This is a genomic window from Luteimonas sp. A478 (assembly GCF_054052025.1).
Map to the genome: position 1 here is coordinate 164,866 of NZ_JBSVRF010000004.1, position 13,536 is coordinate 178,401.

The window sequence follows — 13,536 nt, forward strand, 5'->3', positions numbered from 1 at the left end:
GCGTCCGCCGGTGAGTGCAAAAGGCGGACGCAGGCGCGCAATCGGGCTGTTTTTCGTGGTCTCGGCGCTGCTCGCCGGGGTCTTCGCATACCTGGCTTACGCACGCTGGCAGAACTTCGTGGATGGCCCGCTCACGGGTATCGATGAAGGCCAGACGCTTGTAGTGGAGCGCGGCGACTCGTTCCTGCGGATGCTCGACAAGCTGCGCGAGGCCGGCATCAGCGACGGCCACCGAATCGAGTGGCAGCTGCTGGCCCGCCGGCTCGACGCCGGTGGCCGGCTGCACGTGGGTGAGTACCGACTGGAGCCTGGCATGAGCGCGCGTACGCTGCTGCTCGCCATGCGCGAAGGCCGGGTGATCCGGCACCGCTTCACCCTCGTGGAGGGCTGGAACATCCGTGAGTTGCGCGCGGCCCTGGCCACCGCGACGCCGCTGGTGCACGAGACCCGGGACTTCGATGACGCCGGGTTGATGGCAGCGCTCGAGCGCCCGGGCGTACATCCGGAGGGCCGCTTCCTGCCGGAAACCTATCTCTATACCCGTGGCGACAGCGACCTTGACCTGCTGCGCCGCGCCGCCGCCGCCCTGGACCGCGAGCTGGAGCAGGCCTGGGAGCAGCGTGCCGATGGACTGCCGCTGCAAAGCGCCGAAGAGGCGTTGGTGCTGGCGTCCATCATCGAGAAGGAAACCGGCATTGCCGAAGAGCGCGGCAAGATTGCCGGCGTGTTCACCCGCCGCCTGCAGCGCGGCATGCGCCTGCAGACCGATCCGACCGTGATCTATGGAATGGGCAGCTCCTACGACGGAAACATCCGCCGTCGCGACCTGCAGACCGATACCCCTTACAACACCTACACCCGCGACGGCCTGCCGCCGACGCCGATCGCCATGGCCGGGGCCGACGCCATCCGCGCCGCCACCCGGCCCGAGGCAGGCGATGCGCTGTACTTCGTGGCCGTCGGCGATGACAGCGGCCGGCACGTGTTCTCCCGCACCTATGCGGAGCACCAGGTTGCTGTGCGCGAATACGTGCGCCGCTACCGGGAGCGTTTTGCCCCGGGGGCCCGGTCGCAATGAGCACCTTGCCGACTCATCCGCGCTTCGTCAGCCTGGAAGGCGGCGAGGGCGCCGGCAAGACCACGGTACTCGGCACCCTGCGCCGCGCCCTGGCGACCGGTGGCGAGGAAGTGGTGCTGACCCGCGAGCCGGGCGGGACGCCGCTGGCCGAAACCATCCGCGGCCTGCTGCTGGACCCCGGACATGAACCCGCTGCGCCGGAGACCGAGCTGCTGCTGATGTTTGCCGCGCGTGCCCAGCACGTGCGTGAGGTGATCCGTCCCGCGCTGCAGCGCGGTGCCTGGGTGCTGTGTGACCGCTTCACCGATTCCAGCTATGCCTACCAGGGCGGCGGGCGGGGACTGGATGCAGGCCTGATTGAAACCCTGGAGCACGCGGTGGTGGGCCTGCGCCCAGGCCTGACCCTGCTGCTGGATCTCGACGTGGTGACCGGGCGCGAGCGGACCCGCGGCCGCGACCTGGTGCCCGATCGCATCGAACGTGAGCGCGACGGCTTCTTCGAGCGCGTGCGCGCGGTGTTCCGCGACCGTGCCGCGGCCGAGCCATCGCGGTTCCGGGTGATCGATGCCGCGCAGCCAGTGGAAGCGGTGGCTGCGGCCGCGCTGGCCGCGCTGCAGGTGTGGCGGGAGGCGCAATGAGCAATACGCACGACCAGCCACTGACGCCCTGGCAGCAGCGCGTGTACGACCAGGCCGCGGCGTCGCTGGACGCTGGCCGCATGGGCCATGCGCTGTTGTTCAGCGGGCCGGCCATGCTGGGCAAGCGCCGGGTGGCCGAACGCCTCGCCGCGCGCCTGCTGTGCCAGGCGCCCGATCACGGCGCGCGTCCCTGCGGCGCCTGCCGCGGCTGCAGCCTGTTCCAGGCGCGCTCGCAGAAGGAGCCGCTGGAGCAGCGCCCTGACGGCTCCCTGTCCCATCCCCGGGGGCACCCGGCGCACCCCGATGCGATTTTCGTGGGCCATGCCTGGCGCATGACGCCGTCGCCGCCCAGGCAGATGACGGTCATCCCCGTGGACCAGGTGCGCGCTTTGTCCGAGCGCCTGGCTACCACGCCCCAGTACGGCGTGGTGAAGGTTGCCATCATTGATCCGGCCGAGGACATGAACACCAACGCCGCCAACGCCCTGCTCAAGACGCTCGAAGAGCCGGTTCCGGGGCGCTACCTGTGGCTGTTGAGTGCCAATCCGGCGGGGCTGCCCGCCACCATCCGCAGCCGCTGCCAGCGGCTGGAATTCCGCTTGCCTTCCATGGCCGAAGGTCTGTCCTGGCTGGAACAGCAGGGGCATGCCGCGACGGCTGCGGCCGAAGCCCTGGATGCCGCACGCGGCCATCCGGGCCTGGCGGACTCCTGGCTGCGCGACGGCGGCATCGAGCTGCGGCGTGAAGTGGCGGCGGACCTGGCGGGTCTGGCACGCGGTGAGCTGGCGCCTTCGGAGGTGGCCAAACGTTGGACCGATGGCGATGTCGCCGCCCTGCGCCTGCGCCATGCGGCCGACTTCGTCCTGGCCAGGGCGACGGACTTGACCGACCCCCGGTCTAGCCGCAGTCTTGCTGAATGGTTTGATGAAGCCAACCGCACCCGCGATCTGCTGCGTACCACCGTACGCGCGGACCTGGCGGTGGGCGCACTGCTGCTGCAATGGCATGACCTGACCGCGGCCCGCCGCGAGCCGGGTAGGAGGAGATAGACATGGGGGCAACCGTACCGGGCATGCGCCAGGGGATCCTGTCGCTGGTGCTCAAAGACAAGGCGGGGCTGTACAACGCCTACATGCCGTATCTCAAGCACGGCGGCATCTTCGTGCCGACGCCCAAGCGGTACTTCCTTGGTGACGAGGTCTTCCTGCTGCTGACCCTGCCCGAAACCCAGGACCGGGTGCCGGTGGCCGGCAAGGTGGTCTGGGTGACGCCCACCGGTGCCCAGGGCAACCGCACCGCTGGCGTTGGCGTGCAGTTCGCTGACAGCAATGAGGGTGAAGCGGCCAAGGGTCGCATCGAGACCCTGCTGGCCGGGACCCTGAATTCGGACAAGCCGACCCACACGATGTAGGCCGGCTGCTGCCGGTGATTACGCCACCGATGCTTCCCGCAGGGTCGGGTTGTCCCAGCCCGGGCGCGGGGCGAAACGATCGCCGTACCGGCTCTGCAGCGCCTTCAGCCGCTCCAGCAGCTTGTCGGCGCCGACGGTGCGGATGTGCTGGATCGGCCCGCCGCGGAACGGCGCGAAGCCGGTGCCGAAGATCACCCCTGCATCGAGCAGGTCGGCGTCTTCCACCACGCCTTCGTGCAGCGCCGCCACGGCCTCGTTGAGCAGGGCCAGCACCAGCCGGTCCTCGAGGTCATCGGGCGCCTTGTAGTCCTTGGGCAGTTCGGGCTTCTTCGGCTTGCCGTTCTCCCATGCATACAGGCCCTGGCCGTCCTTCTTGCCGCGCTTGCCGGGCTCGGGCGGCGTCGCCAGTGCAGGCGGGATGTCCAGGCCGAGGAACGGGGCCAGTTCGCGGCCCACGCCCGAGGCGATATCCAGCCCCACGGTATCGATCAGCTCGATCGGGCCCATGGGCATGCCGAACTTCACCGCCGCCCGGTCGATCGCCGCGCCCGGGATGCCTTCCGAGTACGCGGTGGCCGCTTCCAGCATGTACGGAAACAGCAGGCGGTTGACCAGGAAGCCCGGCGTACCCGCCACCGGCACCGGCAGCTTGCCGATGGCGCGGCAGAACGCGGCCAGCCGTTGCGCGGTGGCCGGGTCCATCGCATCGTGGCGCACGATCTCCACCAGCGGCATCTTCGCCACCGGGTTGAAGTAGTGCAGGCCGGCGAACCGGGCCGGCTGCTGCAGGCCATCGGCCAGCTCCGCCAGCGGGATGGAAGAGGTGTTGCTGGTCAGCAACGCGCCCGGAGCTAGCTTCGGTTCCACCTGCGCGTACAGGCCGCGCTTGGCGTCCGCGTCCTCGATGATCGCCTCGATCACCAGGTCCGCTTCGGCCAGGCCGGCGCCTGCCAGGTCCGACTTCAGCCGCGCCGCCACTTCCGGCCGCTTGGCATCGTCCTTGACCCGTTTGGCGAACAGCTCCTGCGCACGTTCAAGGGCCTTGTCGATGTAGGCCTGTTCGCGGTCCTGCAGGGTCACCTGCATGCCGCGATAGGCCGACCAGGCGGCAATATCGCCGCCCATCACGCCGGCGCCGATCACATGCAGGCGCTGCACTTTGTGTTCGCCGCTGCCCTGGCCCTTCAGCCGTTCCTGCAGGAAGTACACGCGGGTGAGATTGCGCGCGGTCGAGGTACCGGCGAGCTTGACCACCGACCGGCGCTCGGCGTCCAGCAGGGCCCGGGTACCGCCACCGCTGCGGCGCCAGGTCTCGATCAGCGAATACGGCGCGGGGTAGTGGTCCTTGCGCGCCTTGCGCGCCACCTGCTTGACCAGGATCGGCGCCAGCAGCTGGCGCACCGGCCACAAATTGGTAGCCCAGCCCATGAAGCGCTGCTTGAACGGGCGCGTGGCGCCCTTGAGCGCGAGCCCCACAGCCGCGTCCACCAGCAGTGCCGGTTCGGCCACCTGGTCCACCAGGCCGATCGCGCGGGCTGCTTTGGCCGACAGGGCGCGGCCGGTCAGCATCATGTCGAACGCGGACGGCGCGCCCACCAGCCGCGGCAGGCGCACGCTGCCACCCCAGCCCGGATAGATGCCCAGGTTGACCTCGGGCAGGCCGATGCGGGTTGAGCCATCGCTGCTGGCCACCCGGTAATCGCACGCCAGCGCGATCTCGGTACCGCCGCCCATGCAGAAGCCGTGGATCGCGGCCACCGTGGGGCAGGGCAGCTCGGCCAGGCGCTGGAACACCTGCTGGCCGCGGCGGATGGAATCGCCAATCGTGCCCTTTTCATCAAACTCGCGGAATTCACGGATGTCTGCGCCGGCAATGAAACCCTTGGCCTTCGCCGAGCGCAGTACCAGTGCCTTGGGAGGATCCAGGGCCAGGCGTTCCAGCAAGCTGTCCAGCTCGAGCAGCACGTCCTGGGAGAACGTGTTGACCGACTCGCCCTCGCGGTCGAGGGAAAGCACCAGCACGGCGTCTTCGCGCTGCTCGGCTTTCCAATGGCTGAAACGCAGTCCGTCGAGGCCTGCAATCATGCGACACCATCCGTTAGGGTACGGGAAACCTCCTATGATCCAGAGGTCGCTCACCCGGCGTCAAATCCTGCCATGCGGCGTTGGATCGCTCCTTCACATTTGCCGGGGGTTGCCTGATCGGCCTCACGCCCCCAGTTTGAACCATTCACGGTGGGCGCACGGACCAGTCCAGCCCGCTCCCCAGGCCGCAGCGCCCGGCAGATTGCCGGGTCAAGAAAGGAGCCCGGCCCGATGGCCGATAATGACACCCAGCAGTTGGACCAGGAACTGGTCAAACGCGTGCAGAGCGGCGACATGGCCGCCTTCGACCTGCTGGTGCGCAAATACCAGCATCGGATTGCTGGCCTGATCGGTCGTTACGTGTCGGACTGGAGTGAATGCCAGGACGTGGCCCAGGAAACGTTCATCCGCGCCTACCGGGCGATCGGCAGCTTCCGTGGCGACGCCCAGTTCTATACCTGGCTGCACCGCATTGCGGTCAATACCGCCAAGAACCATCTGGTCTCCCTTGGCCGTCGGCCGCCGGGCTCGGACATTGACGTTGCGGACGCCGAACAGTTCGATTCGGGCGTGCGATTGCGCGACACCGACACCCCGGAACGGGAAATGATGCGCCAGCAGATGGAACAAACGGTGCTGCGTGCTGTCGAACAATTGCCTGAAGAGCTTCGGGTCGCGATCACGCTGCGAGAGGTGGACGGCCTGAGCTACGAGGAGATCGCCCAGAGGATGGGCTGCCCGGTGGGGACGGTGCGTTCGCGCATCTTCCGCGCCCGGGAGGCAATCGACGAGGAGCTCAAACCATTGATGGACAGTGAAACCAGCTCGGAGCGTGCAACACGATGATGCAACACGAAGACAGCGACAGCATCCAGATCCTGCCGGATGCGGACAAACTCGATCGTTACCATCGCCAGCAGCTGTCGGCGATGCTTGATGGCGAGCTGTCACCGGACCAGGCGCGCTTCATGCTGCGCCGTCTGCAGCATGACGTGGAGCTGGCCGAGCGCTGGGAGCGCTGGCAGATATCCGGTGACGTGCTGCGCGGGCAGCGCAACGCGCTGTTGCCGACTGATTTCGCCAGCCGGGTCTCCATGGCCATCACCGAACAGGAATCCCAGCCTGTCCCGCAGCGGGCCCGCGGCGGTGGGCAGCGCGTGTTGCGCTGGGGCGGTGGGGCCGCGCTGGCGGCTTCGGTGGCCATGGCGGCGCTGCTGGTTGGCCGCCAGGGCGGGCCGATGACGGAACAGGCGCCCGTGCGGGCAGTGCCTGCGCTGGCCGCCACTGCAGGGGCTTCCCCCGGGCCGGCTGTTTCAGCTCCCTCGGAGTCTGAGATTCAGAGTGCGCCGGTCATCGACGGTGTGGCGTCGCCGACCGGCCCTGTCCTGGCCGAAGCACCGCACAGCAGCGCTGGGAGCGCCGACGCGCAGCGGCAGGTGCAACCGGCAGTGGCGTCGCGTTCGAGCGCTGGCACAGCCAGTGTGCGGTCCTCGCAGATGCTTGCCGCGGTCGACGCCGCTCCGGCTGCAGCTGCTGCATCGGTGGAAACGCCCACCTCGCGGGAGGCCGTCGTGGTGCCATTTCCAGCAACACAGGGCAGCGCTGTGGCCCTGCTGCCCAGCTCGTCTGAGGGAATTGACACAGATCCGTTCCATTCACTGCCGATGACCGTCGGCAGCCGGCCCTGGCCGCGCGCCGGAGTGTCCGGCGCCGGCAATGCCTATGCGGTCGGCCTGGGCCAGACAATGCAGCCGGCAGCGACTTGGCTGATGGCGGCCCCGCCGGAGCCGCAGGCCGCAGCAGAGCGGTTCGGACTTCCGCCCGAAGTGGCGGCACGCATGGTCGGCAGGCGCGTTGAGACGGCCATTGGTGCCGGCGCCGTTCGCGGTGCGCAGGCGCCGGCCGTGCCCGCGTCCGCGCAGCAGATCGATCCCGATATCGGCCCACGCTGAGCAGATTCCGGCTGCGCCTTTTGCGGCGCGCCGTTCCCTTCATTGATCATTTGAGGACGCTTCCAGAATGAAAGCCCGTATTCCTGTTTTGATATTGGTGTTGGCCACCGCGGCGACAACCGCTGCCGTGATCCTGCCTTCCGCCACTGCCGAACCCGCAGCCCAGGAGGCAACGAGTGCACGCGCCGCCCAGGCCGCAGCTCCCGAACTGGTGACCGGTCTGCCGGACTTCACCCGGCTGGTGGAGCAGGTGGGGCCCGGCGTGGTCAGCATCGAGGCCACCATCACCGGCCGTACCGCCCAGCGCAGGGCCCCTAGCCAGGACATGTTCCCGGAGATTTTCAGGCGCTTTTTCGGTCCGGGTTTTTCGATGCCGGACGCGCCGGGTGGTCCCCAGGCACCGGCGCCGCGGGGCCTGTCGATGGGCACCGGCTTCCTCATCAGCGAGGACGGCTACCTGCTGACCAATCACCACGTGGTCGCCAATGCCGACGAGGTGCGCGTGCGGCTGCACGATCAGCGCCAGTACGACGCGGAGGTCATCGGCAGCGACGAGCAGTCCGACGTGGCCGTGCTCAAGATCGAGGCTGATGACCTGACCGTGCTGCGCCCCGGCGATGCCGGCCGCGTGCGCGCCGGGCAGTGGGCGGTGGCGATCGGCTCACCGTTCGGGCTGGAGCAGTCGGTCACCGCCGGCATCGTCAGTGCGGTCGGCCGCTCCAATCGCTATGCCAACCAGCAGTACGTGCCGTTCATCCAGACCGACGTGGCGATCAACCGCGGCAACTCCGGCGGCCCGCTGCTCAACACCCGCGGCGAGGTGATCGGGATCAACTCGCAGATCTTCAGCAACAGCGGCGGCTACCAGGGCGTCAGCTTCGCCATTCCGATCGATATCGCCATGAACGTGGCCGAGCAGATCAAGGACACCGGCAGCGTGCAGCGCGGCCTGGTTGGCGTGAACGTGGGGCCGGTGAGCCGGGACGCCATGGCCGGCTTCGACCTGCCCGATACCCGCGGTGCGCTGGTGATCGGCGTGCAGCCGGACAGCCCGGCCGAGGATGCCGGGATCGAGATCGGCGACGTGATCCGCGCCGTTGATGGTACGGCCGTTGTCCAGGCCAGCGATCTGCCGCCGATCGTGGGCAACATGGCCCCGGGTACCAAGGTGCGCCTGGAGGTGTTCCGCGAAGGCCGTACCCGCAATTTCGATGTCACCCTGGCTGCGCTGGACGATGCTGCCTTGGCTGGACCGGCCTCCGGCCCTGCCCGTGGGCAGGATGCACGTCCGGACGCCGCGGAATCGAGCAATCCGCTGGGGCTGGTGGCCACTGACCTCACCGACGCCCAGCGCCGCCAGGCCGGCCTGGCTGACGGTGAGGGCGTGCGCATCGTGCGGGTGGAAGGGCTGGCCGCGCGCAGCGCCGGCATCCAGCCGGGGGATGTGATCTCCCGGGTCGGGCGCACGGCGGTTGGCAGCGCACAGGAGCTGGATCGCCAGCTGCGTGACGTCAAGCCCGGGCAGACGGTCATGCTGCTGCGCCATCGCGGTGGCGGCGCGGAGTTCGTGGCGGTCACCCCGCGCGACTCCGACGACTGAACTCCGGCCTGGCGCCCCGGCGCCAAGGTCGATCCAGCGCCCGTTCCTGTTGCAGGGGCGGGCGCTTTGCTATGCGATAATGTCTCGTTTCCCCGCCACCTCGCGACAGTGATGCCTGCCCAATGAGTGATCCGATGCGGAATATCCGCAACTTTTCCATCATCGCCCACGTCGACCACGGCAAGTCGACCCTGGCCGACCGCATCATCCAGCTGTGTGGAGGATTGACTGCGCGCGAGATGGAACAGCAGGTCCTCGACAACAATCCGATCGAACGCGAGCGCGGCATCACCATCAAGGCCCAGTCCGTATCCGTGCCGTACACGGCCAGGGACGGGCAGACCTACCACCTGAACTTCATCGACACCCCCGGGCACGTGGACTTCAGCTACGAGGTCAGCCGCTCGCTGGCGGCCTGCGAAGGCGCGCTGCTGGTGGTCGATGCGGCCCAGGGCGTGGAAGCGCAGTCGGTGGCCAACTGCTACACGGCGGTAGAGCAGGGCCTGGAAGTGATTCCAGTGCTGAACAAGATCGACCTGCCCACGGCCGATCCGGAGCGGGCCAAGGAAGAGATTGAAGCGGTGATCGGCATCGACGCCTCCGACGCGATCGCGGTCAGTGCCAAGACCGGGCTGAACGTTGAAGACGTGCTGGAAGCCATCGTCACCCGCATCCCCGCGCCCCAGCGCGGCGACACCGACAAGCTGCAGGCGCTGATCATCGACTCCTGGTTCGACAACTACCTGGGCGTGGTCTCGCTGGTGCGGGTGATGCAGGGCGAGATCAAGAGCGGCGACAAGCTGCGGGTGATGTCCACCGGGCGTACCCACCAGGTGGACGGCGTGGGCGTGTTCACACCCAAGCGCACGCCCACCGGCAAGCTGTCGGCGGGCGAGGTGGGCTGGGTCACGGCCAGCATCAAGGATGTGCACGGCGCGCCCGTCGGCGACACCCTGACCCAGGCCGGTGATCCGGCCGAAAATCCGCTGCCTGGTTTCCAGGAAATGCAGCCGCGGGTGTTCGCCGGACTGTTCCCGGTCGATGCCGATGACTATCCCGACCTGCGCGAGGCGCTGGACAAGCTGCGCCTGAACGACGCGGCCATGCGCTTCGAGCCGGAAAGCTCCGAAGCGATGGGCTTCGGGTTCCGCTGCGGCTTCCTCGGCATGCTCCATATGGAGATCGTGCAGGAGCGGCTGGAGCGCGAATACGATCTGAACCTGATCTCCACCGCGCCCACGGTGATCTACGAGGTGCTCAAGATCGACGGCGAAGTACTGCCGTTGGACAACCCGGCCGACCTGCCGCCGTCCAGCGAGGTGGAAGAGGTCCGCGAGCCGATCATCCGCGCCAACATCCTCACCCCGCCCGATTACGTTGGCTCGGTGATCACCCTGTGTGAAGAGAAGCGGGGCAGCCAGATCGGCATCCAGTACCTGGGCAGCCAGGTGCAGGTGAGCTATGAGCTGCCGATGGCCGAGGTGGTGCTGGACTTCTTCGACCGGCTCAAGTCGGTCAGCCGCGGCTATGCCTCGCTCGATTACCACTTCCTTCGTTTTGACCCGGGTCCGTTCGTGCGCGTGGACGTCCTGATCAACGGCGACAAGGTGGACGCGCTGTCGATCATCGTCCACCGCAGTCACGCTGACCGGCGCGGCCGCGACCTGGCCGAAAAAATGCGCGAGCTGATTCCGCGCCAGCAGTTTGACGTGGCGATCCAGGCCGCGATCGGCGCGCAGGTCATCGCCCGCACCACGGTCAAGGCGCTGCGCAAGAACGTGCTGGCCAAGTGCTATGGTGGCGATATTTCACGCAAGAAGAAGCTTCTGGAAAAGCAGAAGGCAGGCAAGAAACGGATGAAGCAGGTGGGCAGGGTGGAGATCCCGCAGGAGGCCTTTTTGGCCGTGCTCAACACCGGCCGCGATTCGTGATTGCTCCCAAGGAGCCGCAATGAAATGGTTTGAAATCGGCCTGGTTGTACTGACCTTCACAACCGGCATCATCTGGCTGCTCGACAAACTGGTGTTCGCCAAGCGGCGGGCGGCGAAGGCGGGGCTCCTGGAAGAAAGGGAGCCGATCGCGGTCGACTACTCCAAAGCGTTCTTCCCGGTGCTGATCGTGGTGCTGATCCTGCGCAGCTTCGTGGCCGAGCCGTTCCGCATTCCTTCCAGCTCGATGATGCCGACCCTGCTGATCGGCGATTTCATCCTGGTCAACAAGTTCTCTTACGGGCTGCGCCTGCCGATCAACAATAAAAAGGTGATCGCGATTGGCGAGCCCAAGCGCGGTGACGTGGTGGTGTTCCGCCCGCCCCACCAGCCCGAGCAGGACTGGATCAAGCGCGTGATCGGTATCCCGGGCGACACGATCGACTACGTGGACAACACCGTCTACGTCAACGGAACCGCCTTCGAATACGCTCCGATCGGGGACTACCAGGGGCGTGGACGTGGGCGCGATATGGACGGCGCCCAGTTGCTGGCGGAAACGGTGCCCGGCCGCGGGCGCAGCCACCAGGTTCTGGAAACCTACCTGCCGATCGCAGATCCGGCCGAGCGCGGCCCGTGGACGGTTCCCGAGGGTCACTATTTCGTGATGGGCGACAACCGGGACAGGAGCGATGACAGCCGCTTCTGGGGTACGCTTCCGGAAAGCCAGCTGCGTGGCAAGGCGTTCCTGATCTGGATGAACTGGGACGGCGATGCCGGGGGCATCGGCTTCGACCGGATCGGCAACCGGATTCCGTAACAGCGCATGGCAACAACGCGTTCCTGGGGAGAGGAAGAATGAAGCGCAAACAAGAGGGGATGACCCTGCTCGGGTTCGTGATCGTGTTGGCCGTGGTGGGCTTTTTCGCCTACGTGGCCATGCGTCTGTTCCCGATGTATTCGGAGTATTACAGCGTGCGTTCGGCGATGAAGGGGCTGGCCAACGAGCCGGGCATCGCCACCCAGGATCCGGCAAGGATCCACGACCTGTTCTTCCGCCGGCTGTACATCAGCTATTCGGAAAACGTGAAAAAAGAGCACGTGAAACTGCGCCGGGTCGACAACGGCTGGGAAATGAACGTCGAGTACGAGGTGCGCCGTCCGCTGGTGGGCAACCTCGATGTGGTGGGCAAGTTCAATTCAGTCCAGATGCTTACGCGTGCCGGCAGCATCGACTGATTTCCCCGGTCACCGCTTCAATGACCAGGACCTGCTCAAGCAGGCCCTGACCCATCGCAGTGCCGGGGCGCCGCACAATGAGCGGCTGGAATTCCTCGGCGATGCGCTGCTTGGCCTGATCGCCGCCGAAGCGCTGTATCAGCGCTGGCCCCGGGCCGACGAGGGCGCCATGACCCGTGCCCGCGCCGAACTTGTGCGCGAATCCACCCTCGCCAGGATTGCCCGTGGGCTTGATCTGGGGCCGCGGCTGGTGCTGGGCCCGGGCGAGATGAAATCGGGCGGCCACCGCCGTGATTCGATCCTTTCCGACGCGCTTGAGGCGGTGATCGCGGCGATCTACCTTGATGCTGGAATGGACGCCTGCCGCGCCGTCGTGATGGGCTGGCTGGAGCCGGAGCTCGGGGCACTGGCGGTGGGCAAGGTGGAAAAGGACCCCAAGACCAGGCTGCAGGAGTGGCTGCAGGGACGGCAGCATCCGCTGCCCAGCTACGAGCTGCTCGGCGAAACGGGTTCCGACCATGACCGGATCTTCCTCGTGCGCTGCAGCACGTCGCAGCCGGCTGCCACTGCCGAGGGCGAGGGTGGCTCCCGTCGCGCTGCTGAACAGCAGGCCGCAGAAAATGTGCTCGCCCAGCTCGAGACCCGTCCTACAATGGGCGCATGACACACTCAGCCCCCCACCGTGCCGGCCATGTGGCCGTGATCGGCCGCCCCAACGTCGGCAAATCCACCCTGGTCAACGCCCTGGTAGGGGCCAAGATCAGCATTGTCTCCAATCGCCCCCAGACCACCCGCCACCGGATGCTCGGCATTGCCACCTTCCCGGCCGGCCAGCTGGTGCTGGTGGACACGCCTGGGCTGCATCGTGACCACGGCAAGGCCACGGCCAGCGCCATGCACCGCTGGATGAACCGCTCCGCGCGCGGAGCGCTGGAAGGCGTGGACGCGGCCATGCTGGTGGTGCACGCAGGACGCTGGGAAGACGAGGACAGCGCGGCCTATGACACCCTGCGTCAGGCCGGCGTGCCGGTGATGCTGGTGGTTAACCAGGTCGACCGGATCCAGGACAAGGGCTCGCTGCTGCCGTATCTGGCAAAGATCAGCGAAGGGCGGGAGTTCTCCAGCGTGCATCCGGTCTCGGCGCTCAAGCGCAAGGGGCTGGACGGGCTGGTGGAGAGCGCCCTGGCGCTGCTGCCGGAGCAGCCGGCGCTGTACGGCGAAGATGAAATCACCGATCGCAGCCAGCGCTTCCTGGCGGCGGAACTGCTGCGCGAGCAGTTGATGCGCCAGCTCGGCGCTGAACTGCCGTATGCCACCACGGTGGAGCTTGAATCCTTCGTGGAGGAGCCTTCGCCCAGGGGCGGTGTGCTGTTGCGCATCGGTGCGGTGATCTGGGTAGAGCGTGAAGGCCAGAAGGCGATCGTGATCGGCAAGGGCGGCGAACGCCTGCGTGAGATCGGGACCCGGGCGCGCGAGCAGATGGAGCGCCTGTTCGGCTCCAGGGTGTTCCTCCAGACCTGGGTACGGGTACGCCAGGGCTGGTCCGACGACGAGGCGGCGCTGCGGGCGTTCGGCTACGAGGAACCGTAATTGCGCTACCTCGCC

General features: G+C 67.4%; 13 protein-coding genes. 12 read left to right on the forward strand and 1 reads right to left on the reverse strand.

Going from position 1 to position 13,536, the window contains the following annotated elements; translation table 11 throughout:
- The first annotated feature begins 10 nt into the window (after positions 1 to 10).
- Genes mltG through ACW7G3_RS09810 form a run of 4 tightly spaced genes read left to right on the forward strand, consistent with a single transcriptional unit; the run spans position 11 to position 3,127 of the window.
- Positions 11 to 1,078 carry an endolytic transglycosylase MltG gene (gene mltG, locus ACW7G3_RS09795; protein WP_456982589.1) on the forward strand — a complete coding sequence of 356 codons (1,068 nt, stop codon included), beginning with the start codon at positions 11 to 13 and terminating at the stop codon, positions 1,076 to 1,078.
- The gene (gene tmk, locus ACW7G3_RS09800) at positions 1,075 to 1,716 is read left to right on the forward strand and encodes a dTMP kinase (RefSeq protein WP_456982590.1); all 642 of its coding nucleotides are present in this window, start codon (positions 1,075 to 1,077) and stop codon (positions 1,714 to 1,716) included. The genes mltG and tmk overlap by 4 nt, the downstream gene beginning before the upstream one ends.
- Positions 1,713 to 2,765, forward strand: coding sequence for a DNA polymerase III subunit delta' (locus tag ACW7G3_RS09805; RefSeq protein ID WP_456974764.1), 1,053 nt, complete (start codon positions 1,713 to 1,715; stop codon positions 2,763 to 2,765). Before tmk ends, ACW7G3_RS09805 begins: the two co-directional genes overlap by 4 nt.
- A gap of 2 nt (positions 2,766 to 2,767) precedes the next feature.
- Positions 2,768 to 3,127, forward strand: a complete 360-nt coding sequence (locus ACW7G3_RS09810) for a PilZ domain-containing protein (RefSeq protein ID WP_456974766.1) — start codon at positions 2,768 to 2,770, stop codon at positions 3,125 to 3,127.
- An 18-nt stretch (positions 3,128 to 3,145) separates the two neighbouring features.
- Here ACW7G3_RS09810 and ACW7G3_RS09815 read toward each other — a convergent pair whose 3' ends face one another.
- Complete coding sequence (locus tag ACW7G3_RS09815) at positions 3,146 to 5,212, reverse strand: 3-hydroxyacyl-CoA dehydrogenase NAD-binding domain-containing protein (RefSeq protein ID WP_456982592.1); 2,067 nt, start codon at positions 5,210 to 5,212, stop codon at positions 3,146 to 3,148.
- A 231-nt stretch (positions 5,213 to 5,443) separates the two neighbouring features.
- Here ACW7G3_RS09815 and rpoE point away from each other — a divergent pair, with 231 nt between their 5' ends.
- The 8 genes from rpoE to era all read left to right on the forward strand — a co-directional run bounded on the left by rpoE (position 5,444) and on the right by era (position 13,521).
- The gene (gene rpoE / locus ACW7G3_RS09820) at positions 5,444 to 6,058 is read left to right on the forward strand and encodes an RNA polymerase sigma factor RpoE (RefSeq protein WP_456982594.1); all 615 of its coding nucleotides are present in this window, start codon (positions 5,444 to 5,446) and stop codon (positions 6,056 to 6,058) included.
- A complete protein-coding gene (locus ACW7G3_RS09825; protein WP_456982595.1) occupies positions 6,055 to 7,164 on the forward strand; it encodes a sigma-E factor negative regulatory protein in 1,110 nt (369 codons plus the stop codon). The genes rpoE and ACW7G3_RS09825 overlap by 4 nt, the downstream gene beginning before the upstream one ends.
- A gap of 67 nt (positions 7,165 to 7,231) precedes the next feature.
- Positions 7,232 to 8,764 (forward strand): Do family serine endopeptidase, encoded by a 1,533-nt coding sequence (locus ACW7G3_RS09830; protein ID WP_456974774.1) that lies wholly within the window; start codon positions 7,232 to 7,234, stop codon positions 8,762 to 8,764.
- Between the two features lie 134 nt (positions 8,765 to 8,898).
- Positions 8,899 to 10,695 carry a translation elongation factor 4 gene (gene lepA, locus ACW7G3_RS09835; protein ID WP_456982597.1) on the forward strand — a complete coding sequence of 599 codons (1,797 nt, stop codon included), beginning with the start codon at positions 8,899 to 8,901 and terminating at the stop codon, positions 10,693 to 10,695.
- A 19-nt stretch (positions 10,696 to 10,714) separates the two neighbouring features.
- Positions 10,715 to 11,512: a signal peptidase I gene (gene lepB, locus ACW7G3_RS09840; protein ID WP_456974778.1), complete on the forward strand. Its 798-nt coding sequence runs from the start codon at positions 10,715 to 10,717 to the stop codon at positions 11,510 to 11,512.
- Between the two features lie 38 nt (positions 11,513 to 11,550).
- Positions 11,551 to 11,931, forward strand: a complete 381-nt coding sequence (locus tag ACW7G3_RS09845; protein WP_456974780.1) for a DUF4845 domain-containing protein — start codon at positions 11,551 to 11,553, stop codon at positions 11,929 to 11,931.
- On the forward strand, positions 11,912 to 12,595 hold the full coding sequence (gene rnc, locus ACW7G3_RS09850; RefSeq protein WP_456974782.1) for a ribonuclease III: 684 nt from the start codon (positions 11,912 to 11,914) through the stop codon (positions 12,593 to 12,595). The genes ACW7G3_RS09845 and rnc overlap by 20 nt, the downstream gene beginning before the upstream one ends.
- On the forward strand, positions 12,592 to 13,521 hold the full coding sequence (era, locus tag ACW7G3_RS09855; RefSeq protein ID WP_456982599.1) for a GTPase Era: 930 nt from the start codon (positions 12,592 to 12,594) through the stop codon (positions 13,519 to 13,521). The genes rnc and era overlap by 4 nt, the downstream gene beginning before the upstream one ends.
- The last annotated feature ends 15 nt before the right edge of the window (positions 13,522 to 13,536 follow it).